18 protein-coding genes, 1 tRNA gene and 1 pseudogene are annotated in these 18,870 nt (G+C 63.1%); 2 read left to right on the top strand and 18 right to left on the bottom strand.

What is annotated here, in order from left to right; genetic code table 11:
- Positions 1-47: 47 nt before the first annotated feature.
- Positions 48-869: an aldo/keto reductase gene (locus tag EJ072_RS07485; RefSeq protein WP_126079144.1), complete on the top strand. Its 822-nt coding sequence runs from the start codon at positions 48-50 to the stop codon at positions 867-869.
- 46 nt (positions 870-915) lie between these two features.
- Here the strand turns inward: EJ072_RS07485 and EJ072_RS07480 are convergent, their stop codons facing one another.
- From EJ072_RS07480 to EJ072_RS07450, 7 genes are all read right to left on the bottom strand, one after another.
- The gene (locus EJ072_RS07480) at positions 916-2,520 is read right to left on the bottom strand and encodes a GMC family oxidoreductase N-terminal domain-containing protein (RefSeq protein ID WP_126079143.1); all 1,605 of its coding nucleotides are present in this window, start codon (positions 2,518-2,520) and stop codon (positions 916-918) included.
- On the bottom strand, positions 2,520-4,016 hold the full coding sequence (locus EJ072_RS07475) for an aldehyde dehydrogenase family protein (protein WP_126079142.1): 1,497 nt from the start codon (positions 4,014-4,016) through the stop codon (positions 2,520-2,522). The genes EJ072_RS07480 and EJ072_RS07475 overlap by 1 nt, the downstream gene beginning before the upstream one ends.
- A 66-nt stretch (positions 4,017-4,082) precedes the next feature.
- The gene (locus tag EJ072_RS07470; RefSeq protein WP_126079141.1) at positions 4,083-5,114 is read right to left on the bottom strand and encodes an alcohol dehydrogenase catalytic domain-containing protein; all 1,032 of its coding nucleotides are present in this window, start codon (positions 5,112-5,114) and stop codon (positions 4,083-4,085) included.
- Positions 5,115-5,122: 8 nt separating this feature from the next.
- On the bottom strand, positions 5,123-6,064 hold the full coding sequence (locus EJ072_RS07465; RefSeq protein WP_126079140.1) for an ABC transporter permease: 942 nt from the start codon (positions 6,062-6,064) through the stop codon (positions 5,123-5,125).
- A gap of 9 nt (positions 6,065-6,073) precedes the next feature.
- Positions 6,074-7,579 carry a sugar ABC transporter ATP-binding protein gene (locus EJ072_RS07460; protein ID WP_126079139.1) on the bottom strand — a complete coding sequence of 502 codons (1,506 nt, stop codon included), beginning with the start codon at positions 7,577-7,579 and terminating at the stop codon, positions 6,074-6,076.
- 7 nt (positions 7,580-7,586) lie between these two features.
- Positions 7,587-8,552: an ABC transporter permease gene (locus EJ072_RS07455; RefSeq protein ID WP_126079138.1), complete on the bottom strand. Its 966-nt coding sequence runs from the start codon at positions 8,550-8,552 to the stop codon at positions 7,587-7,589.
- A 73-nt stretch (positions 8,553-8,625) separates the two neighbouring features.
- The gene (locus EJ072_RS07450) at positions 8,626-9,738 is read right to left on the bottom strand and encodes a sugar ABC transporter substrate-binding protein (RefSeq protein ID WP_126079137.1); all 1,113 of its coding nucleotides are present in this window, start codon (positions 9,736-9,738) and stop codon (positions 8,626-8,628) included.
- A gap of 191 nt (positions 9,739-9,929) precedes the next feature.
- Between EJ072_RS07450 and EJ072_RS07445 the strand changes: the two genes are divergently transcribed.
- The gene (locus EJ072_RS07445; RefSeq protein ID WP_126079136.1) at positions 9,930-10,640 is read left to right on the top strand and encodes a TetR/AcrR family transcriptional regulator; all 711 of its coding nucleotides are present in this window, start codon (positions 9,930-9,932) and stop codon (positions 10,638-10,640) included.
- A 513-nt stretch (positions 10,641-11,153) separates the two neighbouring features.
- On the opposite strand, the pseudogene EJ072_RS07440 reads toward EJ072_RS07445, so the two are convergent.
- The 11 genes and pseudogenes from EJ072_RS07440 to EJ072_RS35860 form a co-directional block, all read right to left on the bottom strand.
- Positions 11,154-12,463 (bottom strand): annotated as a pseudogene (locus EJ072_RS07440) (integrase arm-type DNA-binding domain-containing protein).
- A 214-nt stretch (positions 12,464-12,677) separates the two neighbouring features.
- Positions 12,678-12,753: transfer RNA gene (locus EJ072_RS07435), tRNA-Phe, on the bottom strand.
- 345 nt (positions 12,754-13,098) lie between these two features.
- On the bottom strand, positions 13,099-13,308 hold the full coding sequence (gene yacG, locus EJ072_RS07430; protein WP_126079135.1) for a DNA gyrase inhibitor YacG: 210 nt from the start codon (positions 13,306-13,308) through the stop codon (positions 13,099-13,101).
- Positions 13,305-13,931, bottom strand: coding sequence for a Maf-like protein (locus tag EJ072_RS07425; protein WP_126079134.1), 627 nt, complete (start codon positions 13,929-13,931; stop codon positions 13,305-13,307). Before EJ072_RS07425 ends, yacG begins: the two co-directional genes overlap by 4 nt.
- 19 nt (positions 13,932-13,950) lie before the next feature.
- The gene (infA, locus tag EJ072_RS07420; RefSeq protein ID WP_006200926.1) at positions 13,951-14,169 is read right to left on the bottom strand and encodes a translation initiation factor IF-1; all 219 of its coding nucleotides are present in this window, start codon (positions 14,167-14,169) and stop codon (positions 13,951-13,953) included.
- Between the two features lie 87 nt (positions 14,170-14,256).
- Positions 14,257-14,706: a low molecular weight phosphatase family protein gene (locus EJ072_RS07415; RefSeq protein WP_281059477.1), complete on the bottom strand. Its 450-nt coding sequence runs from the start codon at positions 14,704-14,706 to the stop codon at positions 14,257-14,259.
- Between the two features lie 100 nt (positions 14,707-14,806).
- Positions 14,807-15,292: a UPF0262 family protein gene (locus tag EJ072_RS07410; RefSeq protein WP_126079133.1), complete on the bottom strand. Its 486-nt coding sequence runs from the start codon at positions 15,290-15,292 to the stop codon at positions 14,807-14,809.
- Between the two features lie 2 nt (positions 15,293-15,294).
- A complete protein-coding gene (gene hisD / locus EJ072_RS07405) occupies positions 15,295-16,587 on the bottom strand; it encodes a histidinol dehydrogenase (RefSeq protein WP_126079132.1) in 1,293 nt (430 codons plus the stop codon).
- A 2-nt stretch (positions 16,588-16,589) separates the two neighbouring features.
- Positions 16,590-17,021: a DUF2948 family protein gene (locus EJ072_RS07400; protein WP_126079131.1), complete on the bottom strand. Its 432-nt coding sequence runs from the start codon at positions 17,019-17,021 to the stop codon at positions 16,590-16,592.
- A 91-nt stretch (positions 17,022-17,112) separates the two neighbouring features.
- On the bottom strand, positions 17,113-18,405 hold the full coding sequence (murA, locus tag EJ072_RS07395; protein WP_126079130.1) for a UDP-N-acetylglucosamine 1-carboxyvinyltransferase: 1,293 nt from the start codon (positions 18,403-18,405) through the stop codon (positions 17,113-17,115).
- Between the two features lie 138 nt (positions 18,406-18,543).
- Positions 18,544-18,720 (bottom strand): hypothetical protein, encoded by a 177-nt coding sequence (locus tag EJ072_RS35860; RefSeq protein WP_189343246.1) that lies wholly within the window; start codon positions 18,718-18,720, stop codon positions 18,544-18,546.
- Between the last annotated feature and the right edge of the window lie 150 nt (positions 18,721-18,870).

The raw sequence follows: 18,870 nt of genomic DNA, 5'->3' as shown, positions 1-18,870 counted from the left end.
CTTGCAAGGCAAGCTCCGCGCCGACGGCAACCAGCGGGAGGATTTTTATGAACATCATGTTCCAGAAGGCGAACCAGCGGATGTTTGGAACTTTCCCTCTTAAGGGGGATACGCTGCGGGCTGCGATCGCGGCTGCGATCGATGCGGGTTACCGCGCATTCGACACGGCTCAGGCCTATGGCAATGAAGCCGACACGGGCCTGGCCCTGGCCGAGAGCGGCATAGCCAGGGACGAGCTCTGCATCACGACAAAGGTCACGGTTGAGAACTTCTCGCGGGAACGGTTCATGCCATCGGTCGAACAGTCCTTGCGGGATCTGAGGTTGGATCGTGTCGATATCCTTTTGCTTCACTGGCCGACGCCGGGAGGCGATATCAAGCTTTCCCTGGAACTGCTTCAGGAGGCGCAGGAGCGGGGTTTCGCCGGCACCATCGGCGTTTCGAACTACACAGCGGCGATGATGCGCCAGGCTAGGCAGATTACCGGCGTGCCGCTCGTCACGAACCAGGTGGAATTCCACCCGTTGCTTGACCAGCGCAAGCTGTTGGCGGCCGCGAGTGAAACGGGTATCCCTTTGTCTTCCTACTGCTCGGTCGCGCGCGGCGAGGTCTTCAAGCATCCGCTTTTCGCCGATATCGGCGCCGCATACGGCAAGTCGGCCGCCCAGGTCGTGCTGCGCTGGATCCTGCAGAAGGGTTTGCCGATCAACACAATGTCCACCAAACCGGACAACATCCGCTCGAATTTCGACGTGATGGACTTCACCTTGTCGAGTATCGACATGGGCCGCATCAACGCCATGAATGCCGTCGGTTATCGCGTTGTCGGGAAGCGGCTGATCCCATACGCTCCGGATTTCGACGCCTGAGCGCGCGAACCGGAAGAGCGAGCAGATCCGAGGTGACTGGCAAATCCTAGCGGTTGCCTCGGATCAGGTCCGACGCATGCTCGCCGATCATGATAGTCGCCGCGTTGGTGTTCGAGCCGACCAGGGACGGCATTGCCGAGCTGTCGCAGATGCGGATGCCATCCAGCCCGTGCACTCGCAGTTGAGGGTCGACCACGGACATCGCATCATTCCCCATCTTGCAGGTGCAGGTCGGGTGATACGAGGTGCGGCCGGAGCGTCGCGCATAGGCTTCATAGTCTGACTGCGAGCGCACATTCGTGTCAGGGAAACGGAGTTCCTTGATGAATTTTCGCAGCGAAGGCTGATTGAATATCTCCCGGCTGATCTTGATGCCTTCGACCGACACTCTGAGGTCGTCCGGGTCCGCGAGGAAATTGGGATCGACGACCGGATTGTCGCGCGGATCCGGCGAACGGAGCGTCACGCTCCCACGCGATTTCGGGCGCAGCGTGTAGCTGTTCAACGTGATGCCGGACGATCCCTTCGGGACCGAAGGAACGCCCGCTTCCGCGCCGGCTCCGGCCAGGAAGTGGAACTGCAGATCGGGAACCGCTCCGGCATGATTCCCCGAGGAATGCCAGAAGGCGCCGCCCTCGACGACGTTCGACGTTATCGGTCCGGTCTTGAACAGCATGTACTGAATGCCGGCCCACAGCATCCAGTGCGTCTTGTTGTACTTGTCGAGTGAATCGTGGCCTTTCAGCTCGGCCACGATGTCGATGCCGAAATGATCCTGGAGGTTCTGCCCGACGCCCGGGAGGTCCTGGATCGTTTCGATACCATGTTGACGCAGGTGATCCGCAGGGCCGACGCCGGACAGCATCATCAGCTTCGGCGTTCCGATCGCTCCCGAGGTGACCAGCACTTCGCTGTCGGCATTTATGACCTTCAGCGAGCCGCCGACCGAGCATTCGACGCCAACGGCCCGGCGGCCCTTGAAGACGACGCGGTGGACCAGCGCCCCCGTGATCAGCGTGAGGTTCGGGCGCGCCAGGGCAGGCTTGAGATAGCCCACGGCGGCCGAGCAGCGGCGGGCGTTGCGCGTCGTGGTCTGGTAGATGCCGGCGCCTTCCTGCTTCGCGCCGTTGAAGTCCGGATTATAGGGCAGCCCGTATTCCTGGCAGCTCTGGACGAAGGCGCGCGAGACGACGTTCGGATCGGGTATGTTCGACACCCCGAGCGGTCCGTCGGTGCCGTGGAGCCTGCCGGAGAATATGCTGTTGCCCTCGGAACGAAGGAAGTACTTGCGCACGTCCTTGAACGCCCAGCCGTCCGCGCCTTCCTCGTTCGCCCACCGGTCGTAGTCGGTCTCGTGGCCCCGGGTGTAGACCTCGGCATTGATCGACGAGCCGCCGCCCAGCACCTTTGCCTGCGCGTAGAGGATCTCGCGATTGTCCGCGTGCTTCTGCGGAGCCGTCACCAGGCCCCAGGTGAGCGGTCCGGTGGTCATTTTGGCGAAGCCGACCGGCATATGGATCAGCGGATGGCTGTCCTTGCCTCCGGCCTCGATTATGCAGACGCGGACTGCCGGATTCTCGGACAGGCGCGCGGCAAGAACGCAGCCCGAAGAGCCTGCGCCGACGATCACATAGTCGAAACCTGTCGTCATCACTTGATCCAATGGGCACGCTTCCTGATCTCGATGTGGACGGACTTCACCTGTGTGTACTCCTCCACGCCGTACATTCCGGCCTCTCTTCCCCAGCCGGACTGCTTGAAGCCGCCGAGCGGCATTTCCGGCCCTCCGGCCATGATCGTGTTCACCCAGAACCGGCCGGCGCGCACGCGCCGCGTCACCACCAGCGCCTTGTCTATGTTCTTTGTCCACACGCTGGCAGCCAGGCCATACACCGTGTCGTTGGCGAGGCCGATGGCCTCCTCGACCGTGTCGAAATGGAAGGACGACAGGACGGGCCCGAAGATTTCGTCGCGGGCAATCGACATTGCGGGCGTGACCCCGGAAAACAGTGTCGGCGCGATATACTGGCCGCCGCCGAAATCCAGCGCTTGCCCGCCGGCGACAAGCGTTGCCCCTTCGGCCTTGCCCTTGTCGATATAGCTCAGGATGGTCGAATTCTGCGCATCGGTGGTGATGGCTCCCACCTGCGTCTTCGTCTGCAGCGGATCGCCGACGACGATCCTGGCCATCTTGGCGGCAAGGATTTCCTCGAACTCGCGAGCGACCGAGCGCTCCACGATGACGCGGCTCGACGACACGCAGCACTGGCCCGTGTTGAAGCTTATGCCGAAGGCTGCGCCGTCCGCCGCGTCCTCGAGGTCGCTGTCCGCGAAGACGATGATCGGATTCTTGCCGCCCAGTTCCAGGCCGAGTTTCTTGAAGTTCGAATCGGCCGCCGCATGGACGCATGAGCGTCCGACGGATGTCGATCCGGTGAAGGACAGCATATCGACATCGGGATGCTCGCTCAAAGCCTGGCCAATCGTCCGGCCTGATCCGGTGACGACGTTGTAGACGCCGTCCGGCGCGCCGGCTTCGGAAAGGATCTCGCCGAGCATCAGCGTGGTCGCCGACGTGACCTCCGAAGGCTTGACGACGACGGTGCATCCGCTGGCAAGGATGAAGGGAATGCGCTCGCACAGGATCAGGAACGGGAAATTCCAGGGCGTGATGAGCCCGACCACGCCGACCGGCTCGCGCAGCACCATGCCGAAAAGGCCGTCGCCGAGACTGTTGAAGCTGTCGCCATGCAACAGCCTCGCGGCGCCCGCGCCGACCTCGAAGCAGGCAATGCAGTGATCGATCTCGCCGCGCGCCTGGGAGATCGGCTTGCCGTTCTCCAGGACCTCCCAATAGGCGATTTCGTCGCGGCGGCGGCGCAGGGTCTCGGCCGCCCTCAGCAGCACGCCGGCCCGGTCGGCGCCTGGCAGTCCGGCCCACCGGCGATCCTCGAATGCGCGGCGCGCCGCCGCGACGGCGGCATTGAGGTCGTCCACCGTGCATCTGGGCGTGAGCGTCACCGGCACGCCGTGGCCCGGCGACCGGCGCTCGAACAATGCGCCGCCCTTGCGCCAGGATCCGTCCGACCAGAACCCGAATTCGCGTGGTGCATCCGGCAGGGGTGCGCGGTCAGTGAAATCGAGCATGGAATGCCTCCGTTCTGGCGGTGCGCCGGCCGCCCACTGCTCCTGGCAAGCGGGTCGCGCCGGCGCCTAGTTCAATATGATTTGCGTCTTGAGATCCCGGGGCCGCTCGGCCAGGGTCTCGAAGGCGCGCTGGATGTCGTCGAGCGGAAAGGTCGCGCGTGTGAACGCCTCGGTTCGGAAGCGGCCATGCGACAAGAGCGTCAGCGCATCGTGCATGTCTTCGCCCATGCCGGCAACCGAGCCCTTGAGACTGTTCTCCTCGAGTATGGTGCGAAGGATATCGACCGGCACCGTGTCGTTGGGTCCGCTGAGGCCGAAGAAAGCGACATGGCCGCCCTTGCGGATGAGCTCGAAAGCGAACGCGTAAAGCCGCGGCGAACCGACGCTTTCGATCACAAGATCCGCGCCGCGCCCGCCGGTCCTTTTCAGCACCTCCTGCTTAAGCTGGGCGGGATCGGCGACCGCTGCGTCCGCCCCGGCTGCAAGGGCAAGGCGGCAACGGTCTTGCGACAGGTCGGCGATGATGATCGGCGCGGCGCCGCACAGGCGCATCATCTGGACATGCAGATTGCCGATTGGTCCGGCTCCGAGGATCACCACGGACTGGCCGAAACTCGCCTGCGCCTTGCGCGCGGCGCGCACCACGCAGGACACCGGCTCCGTCAGGGCAAGCACCTCGACCGGCACATCGTCCGGGGCCGGTATGACAAGCCTGGCCGGCACGCACACATATTCGGCGAAGGCGCCTTCGCGCCCGATGCCCACCTGCGTCATCGACGGGCAGTTGAGGATCTCGTTGCGGCGACACCAATAGCACTGGCCGCAGCCGATATTGATATCCGCGACGCAGGTCGTGCCCGGCTTGATATGCTTCACACGCTCGCCTGTCGCTGCGACCGTCCCGGCAAACTCGTGGCCCGGCACCAACGGCAGCCGGTCGGCCGCATAGTGACCGTTGAACATATGGATGTCCGTGCCGCATATGCCGGTCCGCTGGACACGGATCAAGGCGTCGTCAGGTCCCACCTCCGGAACGGCGACCTCGCGCAGATCGAAACGGTGCGGAGCGGTCAGGACGGCGGCGCGCATTGTTGCCATGGCTTGTCTCACTTCACCGTGCGAAGCTTGGAGCGGTCGATGGTCAGGGCGATGGCCGCGATCAGCACCAGGCCGAAAACCATCTGTTGCTGCGTCGCCGCGATGCCGAAATAGAGCATCGAGGCGCGGATGACCGCCACGATCAGCGTGCCGATCGCGGTGTTGAGCACACCGCCGACGCCGCCCGTCAGCGGTGTTCCGCCGACAAGCACCGCCACGATGGCCGGCAGCAGGAAGCCGTTGGCGATCGTCGGCGCGCCGCCCGACAGCTTGACGGAGAACAGCAGCCCGGCCACCGCGGCCAGCCCTCCGGATATCGCAAAGGCGAGGATTTTGTAGCGGGCGACGTTGAGACCGGACGCGGCTGCAGCCAGTTCGCCGGCGCCCACTGCCTTCAGCGCCCGGCCGAGGACCGTGCGCCGTTCTAAGAGCAAGCAGATCGCCAGCAGGCCGATGGCGATGAAGAGCTCGTGCGGCACGATACCGGTTCGACCGATCATCCAGCCGAACGTCTCGTTGCGCTGGGTGGCGTCCATGTTCAGGGCGCGGTTGCCGGAAAGCCATTGCGCCACCGAGAAGCAGATCCCGCCGACGGCCAGCGTGGAGATGAAGGATGGGACGTACATGCGGGTGGTCAGGTAGCCGGAGAGCGTTCCCAGCGTGAACCCGGCAAGGATGCAGAGCGCCGCCACCCAGATCCCCAACGGCGCCAGATAGACCGAGGCGACGACGGTGATCATGTTCGCCATCGACTGTGCCGACAGGTCGATGCCGCCGATGTAGATCGCGAAGGTCAGTCCCAGCGCCATGATGAACAGCGGCACGATATCGCCTGCGAGGCTCAGCAGATTGGCGGGCTTGAGAAAGCTCGGATCGGCGATGCCGACGATCGTGACCAGGACCAGGAGGGTGATCCAGGGGAAGTGCGGCTTGAGGCGTTGGATGTCCATGGAGGCCCCTCAGATCATGTAGTGCAGAAGGTCGTAGAGCGTCGGCTTGGAACCGGGCACGCAGTCGAAGCGCTTCTGGATCTCACCGTCCTTGATGACGACGATGGTGTGGGAGAGGCCGATCGCCTCTTCGAGCGTGTCGGCGACCAGGACAACGCCGACCCCGTCGTCGCACATCTCCCTGATCATGTCGTACACATCCTCCTTGGCGCCGATGTCCAGGCCTCGGGTCGGATGATCGAGCAGCATGATGTCGGAGCCGCCCGACCGCCATTTGGCAAGCACGACCTTCTGCTGGTTGCCGCCGGAAAGGTTGCCGCAGTCGGCATATTCGGAGCTTGCCTTGATGGCGAGCTTGCCGATCCATTTCCGGGCAAGGGCACGCTCGTCGGCCACGTCGAGCCAGCCCATCCGCGCGTAGTGCGGCATTTGCGAGAGCGTCATGTTCTCGTAGACATTCATGCCGGCCACGATGCCCTCGATCTTGCGCTCGCGCGGCACATAGCCGACGCCGCGCTCCACCGCTGCGCGGGCGGTCAGCCTGGAGACGGTCTCGCCCTTGATCTTCAGCGTGCCCTTGGTAGGCGTGCGCATGCCGTAGATTGTTCGAAGGATCGCTTCGCGGCCGGAGCCCTCGGTGCCGACCAGGCACAGGACCTCGCCGGCATGCAGCGTCAGCGAGATATCGTGAACCCGTCCCGGCAGGTCCACGCCCGACAGCTCCACCAGCGGCCTCGTCGCGTCGTAGGGCTTTTGCCGCTGCTCACGGTAATATTCCTTATCGACATGGCGGCCGACCATCTTGTGCTGGATCGCCTCCGGTGTCGCTGCGCCGCGCGAGACGACATCGACCACCTGGCCGTCCTTCATCACGTAGATTCGGTCCGAGAGCTCCATCACCTCGTCCATGCGGTGGGACACGAAGATGAATGAAGCGCGCGTCGTCAACTCCCGCACGAGCTTGAACAATAGCTTCACCTCTTCCTCGGCCAGCACCGAGGTGGGCTCGTCGAGCAGGACGACCAGATGACCCTGCACCCGCTCCTCCAGCGTCAGCACCTTGGCCAGTTCCACAAGCTGGCGCTGCGCGAAGGAAAGGCTCGAGGTGATGGTGCGCGGATCGATATCGAGCTTGACCTTTGCAAGCTGCTTCCCGGCGGCTTTGGCCATCGCCTTCCAGTTGACCACGCCGAAGCGCGAGAACTGGTCTTCATAGCCCAGGAAGATGTTTTCCATCACGGACAGGTTGGTGATCAGCGATTGCTCCTGAAACACCATGCCGATGCCTCGCTCCATGGCGTCGCGCGGGCCGCCGAACCGGACAGGCTTGCCATCGATGAGCATCTCGCCGCCGTCGGGCTGGTAGGCGCCGTAGATCACCTTCATGAGCGTGGATTTGCCAGCGCCATTCTCGCCCACCAGCCCGACGATCTCCCCCCGGCTGATGGAAAAGTCGACCGATTTCAGCGCATGGACGCCCGGAAACTTCTTTTCGACGGCTTTCAATTCATACATTGCGGCCTCACTTGACGAACGCGACCGCGCGCCGGTCCGTCGACAGGATGACCGCTATGATGACCAGCAGCCCGAGAACGGCGGCCTGCAGGAAATCGGGCAGGCCGATGACCACCATGCCGTTGTTGATGACGGCGACGATCAGGACGCCGACGAGCGTGTTCCAAACGCCGCCGATGCCACCCCAGAGCGCCACGCCGCCGACCACCACCGAAGTGATGGACATGAACATGAAGTTCGATCCGGTGACGGATTCGGCCTGGCCGAGCTTCGCCACCTGCAGGATCGCCGCGATCGCGTAAAAGAAGCCGGCAAGCGAGAAGCCGGCCATCCTCACATGCTGCACCCGCACGCCCGAGGCATGGGCGAGTTCCTCGCCGCCGCCGACCGCATAAAAGTAACGCCCAAGGCGGGTCTGAGATTGGATGAACCAGGCGAGGACGAGGCAGAGCCCCGCGACATAGACCATCAGCGGAAAGCCGAGGATGCGCCAGGTCAGCAGAGCGCGGAACGTCGGATCGTTGAATTTGACGATGTCGCCGCCGGTCAGCAGGATCGCGGCGCCCGTGCCGATGAATCCGAGCGCGAGGCTCGCCATGAAGGATGGTATCTTCAGCTTGACGTGGATGAAACCGTTCACCAGGCCGATCGCGGCCCCGACGGCGAGAATGACCGGGATTGCGATCCAGCCGCCCGACGCGAGCGTTCCGCCGAGCGCCAGCATCAGGAAGCAAAAAAGAACGGCCGTCAGGGAAACGACGCCCTCCATGGAAAGGTCGATAGAACCCATCACGATGATGAAGGTCACCCCGACCGCCACCATGAGCGCGGGCGCCGCCGCGATCGCGATGCGCGCGAAGTTGCGTTGCGACAGGAATGAGGGGTTTATCGCCGTGAATAGCACTATGAGCGCGAGAAGCACCATGAAGGGCGCCCAGCGGATCGCGTTCTCCCGCGTGAGGATGCGTGGCAACTCCGGCCTCCCGTCCAAGCGTGCCGTATAGGGGGGAGCGGCCCGTTTCAGGGCCGCTCGATCGAGCTTCGTATTACTTGTACTTGATCTGGCCGTTGCTCGGTCCCCAGAAATCCTTCCAATTGTACGAAGGAACGGCGTCCAGATATTTGGCCTTGAAGTCCGCCGCGTCCTTCTTGGTGACCAGGACCGTCGGGCCGTAGAATTCGCGGTGCTCCTTCGGCTCTTCCGAAGGCTTGAAGGCGCCGGTCGCGGCGTAATAAGCGAGCGCCGCCGTGATGCCGCCGCCCCAGTGCGGATTGGTGAAGACGGTCGCCAGGAGCTTGCCCTCCATCACCAGCTTCACGGCCTCCGGATTTCCGTCATAGGCGACGATCGGCATATTCTCGATCCCCTCGGCGCGCAGCGCCTCGATCACGCCATAGGCGATGTTGTCGTTGGCGCAGTGCACGCCGGTGATCTTGTCGCCGAAGCGCGTCAGGAAAGACGCCATCAGCTCCGTGCCCTTGGTCGTGTCCCAGTCTGCGGGCTGAGCATCCAAAAGCTCGATATCGGGAAAGTCCTTCAAGGCGTTCTTCAAGCCGTTCAGACGCTCGATTGCCGGGTTGTTGGCGGCAATGCCACCCAGATGCACGACGCCACCCTTGCCGCCCATGGCGTCGAACAGGATCCGCGCCGTCTGCTCGGCCGGCTTCTCGTCCGACCAGGTCATGTGCGAGACGTAATTGTCGCCGATGTCCCACGGGTGCAGGTCGTCGGTCTTGTTCCAAATCGTGGAAATGTAGGCGCCGGCGTCGCGCACAGCCTCGACCACCGGACGGGCGTTCGGGCTGTCATTGGCGTCGCAGGCGATAGCGCACTTGCCGCCGGTCTTGGCCAGGAACGCCTTGATGTCGGCCAGCGACTTTTCGGAGGAGCCTTCGTTGATCAGCGAGACGAGGGAATCCTTGGTCTTGCCGAGGGATTCCACGAGTGCCTCGCCGCCCGACACGATCGAGTTCCAGTAAGCCGAGGCGCGGTCGCGGTACGACCAGGCGATCGCCGGGTCGCTGATCGCCGCTCGGGCAGCGCTGCCGCCGAAGGCGAATGGCACGGCCATCGCCCCCATGCCGGCAGCCGTGGCGAGCAGGAAATTGCGTCGGTTGACGGTCTCGCGCTCGATGAAATCCTTGATGAAAGTCGACATGTTACCTCCCATTTGGCGACAGCCCGCAAGGGCGGGCCGTCTATTGAGCAACCCCGAGAAGCCAGGCCGTCCAAACCGCTCTCTTGGTCGCTGAATGCACCATCTAGTTACTTCCTGAATGTGTGAGAGTCAAGCGGCGGCACGGTGCGCGGCCTGTTGACTTCTTGGACAATTGAAATGACTTTCAGCGCATGACCGATCGTCGACAACACGCTGGAACTGGAACCAAGGGAGCGGCCAAAGTGGACGCAACGTCCGGAAAATCAGGCAATGTCGCCAAGAAGAAGCGGCTTCGGGATGCCGAAGCGACCAAGCTTCGTATTCTGGAAGCGGCGAAGAGCGATTTCGCCAAGAACGGCCTCGGCGGCGCGCGTGTCGATGTTATCGCGGCCAAGGCAAACGCCAACAAGCGTATGATTTACCACTATTTCGGCAGCAAGGACGGTCTCTTCCAGACTGTGGTGGAAAATGCCTATCTGGACATCCGCACGGCCGAGCAGAAACTTCATCTCGACGACTTGGAACCGAGGGATGCCCTTGAACGCCTCGTGCGGTTTACATGGCAGTATTATCTGAAGAATCCGGAGTTCATCACCCTGGTCAACAGCGAGAACCTTCACCGCGGCAAGCATGTGAAGAAGTCCGAGCTGATCAAGACCGCCAGCCGCAAATTCGTCGCCATGGTGTCGGGCATACTTGAGCGGGGCGTCAGCAGCGGCGACTTCCGCGGCGGTATCGACCCAGTGCAGCTCAACATCACGATCGCCGCGATCGGATACTACTATCTGACCAACAGGTTCACAGGCTCGATTATTTTCGAGCGCGACCTCATGGAGAAAGACGCTCTAAATGAGCGTCTGGAATTTAATATCGACACCATTATGAGGCTTGTGAGCGCATGATGCTTGCCTCGGAATGCTGACGTCCCCACGGCTGTGTCACCTGCATTTTGGCCGACCGCGTCACCCTTTTCAGGACCTGCTTTCCCATGTCGCCGATATCTTTGGTGGACTAGCGAGAGTTCGCGGCCGCGCGCAGATCCGGAGTATCCCGGCATGCCGCGCAGGCGTTCCGGCAAGAACAGACGACGCGTCGGCAGGTCCGGTGGTTTGCCTCGGCTGATGTCAAGGTGGGCTTCCTTACCCTGCCATCCAAGAACAGTCGTTCCGCTTCCGGCCCCAATTCGGACATCCGCCGATGCACCAAGCAGCGGCAGCTACCGCACCAGCACGCGGCCCGGTCAGGGATGGCTTGGGCGCCCTGCCAGATACCAGTAGGTTCGTCTGAGAATTGGGTTAGAGCGAATGAGCGCCGGAACCATACGGAACTATACGGGAAAGATCTCGATTTCTGCCCACGAAAAGCTTAACAAAATAAAATATTTGACGTCGTCCTCCGGGCCAACCATTTCGCTTTCAGAATTGCCGAGTGTTCGATCGGTAGGTTTTTCGGGAGTGGGATATTCGTCTCGCCGTTTGGTGACCTTTCGATGTTGGGTTCAAAATCGACCCTCCCGGTGGCGCATAGACAGCTGGCTTGGCGCGTCCTCCGATTGAGATCACCCGCACGCTGTTGCTCTCGAGTTCATCCAGATAGTCGGCCCACCATTGCATCATCTTGACGCGCTCTTCCCAGCGCTCAGCCCGGGCCGTCCGGATGCCATTTTCCGCATTCGTTCAGCAGAGTTGATGCTGTTGCTCGAAAACCATGCGCGGTAGCCTCTTATAGGCTCGACGAACGTCGTTGTTCTCAATGTGGGCCAGTTGCCGCTCTATGGCGTCGCGGCGTTAAGCGTGTTGTCGGAGATCGGACGCGAATCCGATCGAGCACTGGGAAAGAGCAGGGATCCACCGCCGGAGAGTTCTCTAAGCGAGGTCAGGACACTGACGGCCTGCCTTGAAAGGGGTACGCGGTGCGGTCGTCGCATTTTCATGCGTGCTTCAGGAATGATTCCACACCGCGCTTTCGAAATCGAACTCTTCCCATTCTGCCGCGCGCAGCTCGCCGGGTCGGGGAAACAGCATTGCCATCAGCTTCAGGGCGGCTCGGGTTGTTGGTTGTCCGTCGAATGCATCCACTGCCCTTAGCAAGCCGGCCAGGGCCTTAGGATCGGTGATCGCGGCACGTGGACTCACCGTTGGACTGATGAGCGCGCCCCTTAAAGCGATCGTCGGATCTGCCTCGGCGCGCGCAGTCGCGATTGCATATCGAAACACGGTACCGATGGTGGAGCGTAATCGCCTGCCGATTCATATCGACCGCGAACCTCCACGCGACGAAGGCAGTAAGGATGGTGGCCGGATCGATTTCCCGAATGCACTTGTCGCCGATTGTCGGATAGGCAAAGCCGAGGAGCCATTTTGACCTTGCTGATCGTCCGGTCGGCACGTCCCTCCTTCTTCAGCTTCTCAACATATTCGTCCGCAATTGAGCGAAAGGAGTCCTTTGCCGAATCGGCCTTCCGCAAGCTGCGTTCCTTTCCAGGATCTATGCCAGCCAGCAGGAGCCGTTTAGCGTCATCGCGCGCCTGGCGCGCCTCGGCTAGGGAGACAAGGGGATAGCCGCCCAGTGCTAGCAGTTTCTGCTTGCCGTCAAAGCGGTAGGCGAGCCTCCAGAGGCGAGAGCCTGTGGGCTGCACCCATAGTTGCAGCGCGCCCCCGTCTGATAATTTGACAAGCTTGGAAGCGGGGCGGGCGTTGCGGCATTTCACGTCGGAGAGGGCCATTTGTCAGGTCTCTCTTGGCTGTTTCGATACCATCAGGATGTCGAATACCAACGGAAATACCATCCCCCCCCGCCTCGTTGGACCAAATGCGCCCGAAGCGCTCCCGGCCCAGCTCAAATGCGCTATTTGACAGAAAAGTATCAACGATTTCAGGCACTTGCAGAATCCGCAGCGTAGAAGCTTCGGCGAAAGGGAATGTCGGGAGAAGAGGGGATGGTGCCCAGAGGCGGATTCGAACCACCGACACGCGGATTTTCAGTCCGCTGCTCTACCAACTGAGCTATCTGGGCCTGCGCCGGCTAACGGGATGCGCCCGCCGGGTTTCGCGAGGGCACCAGGCGGCGCCCCTTGAAAGCGCGTGGGTTATAGCACGGGAATCTTGGCTGTCCAGCGCCTAACGGGCGATTTTCCGGGGCAATTGTCGCAGCCGCGCAATGGGGTTCGAACGATGTCGGCAAAGGAGCAATCGCACTTGCCGGCAAAGCCGGGATCTGATTGCCCGCAACCACCCTAAGCATGTCTCCCGCAGTGGAAACCGGTTTCGGGATAAAGACATGCGTAAAATCAAAACCTAAAGCGCATGGAGCGATCTGAAAGATCGCGACGCGGTTTAGAAGGGGGCGTGCCGCTGGCGCTTAGCCCTCGTCCTTGGGGCCAGGCTTCGGGCTGTCCTCGTCTTCCTCTTCACGGCCGGGGATGACATAGGCGCCCTTCAGCCAGCGATTGAGGTCGATGTCCTTGCAGCGCGCGGAGCAGAACGGATAGTGCTCGCGCGAGGACGGTTTTCCGCATTCGGGGCAGGGCCGCTTCGGCCGAAGCGGTGTCACCTTGTCGTCCAGGCTCATGGCCGCGCGACGTGCCAGTTCTTGTGCGCCTTGAAGCCTTCGCCGGAAAGCAGCGCCACGCTCTCATAAAGCGGCAGGCCGACCACATTGGTGTAGGAGCCGACCAGCTTGACCACGAAGGAGCCGGCCAGGCCTTGCACGGCATAGCCGCCGGCCTTGCCACGCCATTCGCCGGAGGCGACATAGGCGTCGATCTCCTCGCGCGGCAGCCGCTTGAAGCGCACCCTGGTCTCCACCAGCCGCTGGCGCAGCTTGCCGCCGGGCGTGATCAGGCAGACGCCGGAATGGACGCGGTGCGAGCGGCCGGAGAGCAGGCCGAGGCAATTGATGGCGTCGTCGATCGTCTCGGCCTTGGGCAGGATGCGCCGCCCCACCGCCACCACCGTGTCGGCGGCGAGGATGAAGGCGGGCGCGTAATCTTCCTCGCTTTTCAGCGAGGCCAGCGCCTTCTCGGCCTTGTCCTTGGACAGGCGCTTGGCCAGCGAACGCGGATGCTCGGCGCGCTGCGGCGTCTCGTCGACATCGGCGGGCAGCACCCGGTCCGGCTCGATGCCGGCCTGCTGCAAGAGTTCGATGCGGCGCGGCGAACCCGAGGCAAGCACGAGCTTCTGCAGGATGCTCATCGTGCTTAACGCCGATTTGCTACTTGAAACGGTAGGTGATGCGGCCCTTGGTCAGGTCGTAAGGCGTCATCTCGACCAGGACCTTGTCACCGGTCAGCACGCGGATGCGGTTCTTGCGCATGCGGCCGGCCGTGTGGGCGATGATTTCATGTTCGTTTTCGAGCTTCACGCGGAACATCGCATTGGGCAGCAGTTCGGTGACCACACCTGGAAACTCGAGGACTTCTTCCTTCGGCATTCGATACCTTTGCTTGGATGGTAGTTCCAGCACCCGGCTGGAAATTGCGGCGGAACCTATATGATAATCGTGCGCTTGTGAACACGCTTAATCCGTGGCGTTTGCTGCCTCTGGAAGCAGGAAACGTCGGCTTATGCGCGTTTTCAGCCGCTCGCGCACGTCGCGATAGGCCGCCATGATGTGCTCGCGCGTCCCGCCGGTGTCGGTCGGGTCCGGCATCGGCCAGTATTCGACCTCGACGGCGAGTGAGCGGGTGAGCTCGAGCGCGGCGTGGTGCGCCTCCGGCGCCAGCGTCACGATCAGGTCGAAATAATCATCCTCCAGATCCTCCAGCGTCCGGGGTTGGCGCTCGCCAAGCGACAGGTCGTCCTCGGCAAGCACCGCATCGACGAACGGATCGCGCTCGCCGGCGCGCACGCCGGCCGAAGCGACGAAGGTGGTGGCAGGCAGCATGCGGCGCGCCAGCTGCTCCGCGATCGGCGAGCGCACGGCGTTCATGCCGCACAAAAACAGGATCGAGTGGGGCAGGACGGGCACTAGAGCATGATCCCAAAAAGTGGGAACCGGTTTTTGGAAAAGATCATGCTCCAACAAAGAGCTGGACCAGGACGGCGGTTCAACGAAACGTCATCCTGATCTAGCCCCGCCAGTGCAGCACGCAGACCAGCGTGAACAGCCGCCGCGCCGTGTCGAAGTCGATCTCGATCTTGCCGGCGAGCCGATCCATCAGGGTCTGCGAGCCCTCATTGTGCAGGCCGCGCCGCCCCATGTCGATCGCCTCGATATGGCTGGGCGTCGAGGAGCGGATGGCCTCGTAATAGCTTTCGCAGATCAAATAATAGTCCTTGACGATGCGCCTGAGCGGCGTCAGCGACAGGATGTGGGTGACCACCTCGGCGCCGTTCTCGCGGCTGACGGCAAAGACCAGGCGCGACTCGGCCAGCGAAAGCTTGAGCCTGTAAGGACCCGCGCCGTCGTCGTTGACCGGCCGAAAACTGTTCTCCTCGATGAGATCGAAGATCGCCACCGCCCGCTCGTGCTCGACGTCGGGCGTCGAACGTCCGATCGTTTCGTCGAGCTCGACGTCGGTCAGCCTGTGGCGGGTTTGGTCGCGGCCGGGCATCGCTACATGTTCAGCCGGATCGCGACGGAGCGGGCATGCGCATCGAGCCCCTCCGCCTTGGCAAGCGCGATCGCGGCGGGCGCCAGCGCCTTGAGCTGCTGCGGCCCGAGCTTCAGGATCGAGGTGCGCTTGACGAAATCGAGCACGGACAGGCCCGAGGAGAAACGCGCCGAACGTGCTGTCGGCAACACGTGGTTGGAGCCGCCGACATAGTCGCCGATCACTTCCGGAGTGTGCCGGCCAATGAACACGGCGCCCGCGTTGCGCATCCTGGAAAGGAAGCCCTCGGCATCGTCGAAGGCGAGCTCGACATGTTCCGCCGCGATCCTGTCGACCAGCGGCAGCGAGGCATCGAGCGTCGGCACCAGGATCACCGCGCCGAAATCGCGCCAGCTGGCGGCCGCCGTCTCGCCGCGCGGCAGGACTTGCAACTGGCGTTCGACCGCCTGCTCGACCGCCCTGCCGAATTCGGCATTGTCGGTGATCAGGATCGACTGCGCCGAGACATCATGCTCGGCCTGCGCCAGAAGGTCGGCCGCGATCCAGTCCGGATCGTTGTCGGCACGGGCCACCACCAGCACTTCCGACGGTCCGGCGATCATGTCGATGCCGACCGTGCCGAACACCTGGCGCTTGGCCGCCGCGACATAGGCATTGCCGGGACCGACGATCTTGGCGACCGGCCTGATCGTCTGGGTGCCATAGGCAAGCGCCGCAACGGCCTGCGCGCCGCCGACGCGGTAGATCTCCGAAACGCCGGCAAGGTCGGCCGCCACCAGCACCAGCGGATTGATGACGCCGCCCGACGCCGGCACGACGATGACGATGCGCTCGACGCCGGCGACCTTGGCCGGCACGGCGTTCATCAGCACCGAGCTTGGATAGCTCGCCGTGCCGCCGGGCACATAAAGGCCGACGGCCTCGATCGCCGTCCAGCGCGAGCCCAGCTCGACGCCAGCGGCATCCGTGTAGCGGTCGTCCTTCGGCTTTTGCCGCTCGTGATGCGAACGGATACGGTCGCGCGCGAATTTGAGCCCCTCGACGGTGGCCGGATCGGCCGCTTCATAGGCCTTGGCGATGTCGTCCTTCGACACGGCGATGCCGAGCGCGCCGAGATCGGCTTTGTCGAACTTCAGCGTGTAGTCGATCAGCGCCTTGTCGCCTTCGGCGCGCACGCGGGCGATGATGTCCCGCACCACGGCCTCGACATCGGCCGACACTTCCCGCTTGGTGGTGAGGAAGGCCGAAAAGCGCTGTTCGAAATCGGTATCGGACTGGCGGAGCGTGATGGCCATAGTCAGCCTCTGTGCACAGGTCGCGAGGTGGCTTCCCAGGCGCCGCCGACATCGGCAAGCCGTGCCTCGACGCATTCGACGTCGAGCATGATGGTGCCGCCGCCCGAAAACACCAGTTCGACGATGCCGGCCGGTTTGCTGATGGCAATGAAGCTGATCGCCAGCAGCGACAGCACTTCGGCGGGCTTGTCGCGTTGAATGCCGCTGGTCTTGACGCCGAGCACGCGGTCGAAATGCAGAACGCTCTGCCGCCGTTCATTGTGCTGGCGGAACAGGCCCGATCTCGCCTCCCAGACGAAGCGGTTCATGGTCAGCACGAAGCGCTTGGCCGCCGGCAGGTACTCCAAGTCGGAGACCTTCATCACGGCGTCTTGGACATGCGCCGAGACGATGCTCAGATCCTGATCGTCGAGCGCGATGAGCTTGAGAGCCATGCGGAATACGCACCTGAACGTTGACAATTCAACGTTCTGTTATGCGGTCTTTCCGCTCGGCGCAACCGCTGGGAAAGAATGCCGCGGTACGTCAGCCCGAAATGCGCTCGATCACCGCGCCGCAGCCCGAGAGCTTCTCTTCCAGCCGCTCGAAGCCGCGGTCGAGGTGGTAGACGCGGTTGACCGTCGTCTCGCCCTCGGCGGCAAGGCCGGCGATCACCAGCGACACCGAGGCGCGCAGGTCGGTCGCCATGACGGGAGCGCCCTTGAGCTTGGCGACGCCGTCGACGATCGCCGTCTGGCCGGAAAGCGTGATGTGGGCGCCGAGGCGGGCAAGCTCCTGCACATGCATGAAGCGGTTTTCGAAGATCGTCTCGGTGATGCGCGATTTGCCCTTGGCCATGGTCATCAGGCCCATGAACTGCGCCTGCAGGTCGGTCGGGAAGGCGGGGAAGGGGGCGGTGGTCACGTCGACCGGCGCAATGCCGGCGCCGTTGCGCTTGACGCGGATGCCCTCGTTGGTCGGCGTGATCTCGGCGCCGGTCTCGACGAGAACGTCGAGCGCCGTCTGCAACAGGTCGGGCCGCGCGCCTTCCAGCACCACATCGCCGCCGGTCATCGCCACCGCCATGGCATAGGTGCCGGTCTCGATGCGGTCGGGGATGACGCGGACACGGGCGCCGGACAGCGCCTCGACGCCCTGGATGGTGATGGTGGAGGTGCCGGCGCCGTGGATCTTGGCGCCCATGGCGATCAGGCATTCGGCGAGATTGACGATCTCTGGCTCGCGCGCGGCGTTTTCGAGCACCGTCTCGCCCTTGGCGAGCGAGGCCGCCATCATCAGCACATGGGTGGCGCCGACCGAAACCTTCGGGAAGACGTAACGATTGCCGACCAGGCGGCCATTCCGGGTCTTGGCCAGGACATAGCCATTGTCGACGTCGAGTTCCGCGCCAAGGACCTGCAGGCCCTCGAGGAATAGGTCGACAGGGCGCGTGCCGATGGCGCAGCCGCCGGGCAACGACACCTTGGCCTCGCCCATGCGGGCAAGCAGCGGCCCGATAACCCAGAAGGAGGCGCGCATCTTCGACACCAGCTCGTAAGGCGCGGTGGTGTCGACGATGTTGCGGGCGGAAAAATTGATCGTGCGCGAATAGCCTTTCTGCTGGCTCTCGCGGCGGCCGTTGACGGAATAGTCGACGCCTTGGTTGCCGAGGATGCGGATCAGCTGCTCGACATCGGCCAGATGCGGCACGTTTTCGAGTGTCAGCGTGTCGTCGGTGAGCAGCGAGGCGATCATCAGCGGCAGCGCCGCGTTCTTGGCGCCCGAGATCGGAATGGTACCGGCCAGCCCATTGCCGCCGACAATTCTGATGCGATCCATAAGAAAACGTCCCCTCGGCCAGAACAGGCCGGTTCAATCGGTTGATGCGCCCGGCTTAGACCATTGGCCGGCTTGGTTCAAGAAATAGGATTTTCCTAGAACCGGACCGACTATGGCCGGGCAGTATGGCTGATTTGGTCAGTCCTTGTGCATTTTTCCAGCAGCCGGCAAGCCTTCCGACCGCTGATCGGCGTCGCCAGCGCGCCGCGAACGCGTCTGCGCCTTGCGCTTCTGCAGATTGGCGCGCAGCGCCTCGGCCAGCCGTTCCTTGTGCACGGCTTCGCCCTTTTTCGGTGGATTTGTCTTCTCGCCCATCGTCCAATCCCTGACCGGTCAGCCGGCTGCGATTCCGCAATGGGTAGCATTTTGGCCCGGCAATGTCATGAAAGCAGGCCGTCCGGCGGTTTCACGCTGTGGATCGGCCGCGCATTAGCGTCCCAAACCGCTTAATGGCGGCCAAGAATC

It is taken from the genome of Mesorhizobium sp. M2A.F.Ca.ET.046.03.2.1, assembly GCF_003952425.1.
In the GTDB taxonomy this organism is placed as follows: domain Bacteria; phylum Pseudomonadota; class Alphaproteobacteria; order Rhizobiales; family Rhizobiaceae; genus Mesorhizobium.
This window is presented reverse-complemented; position numbering and strand designations above follow the sequence as displayed.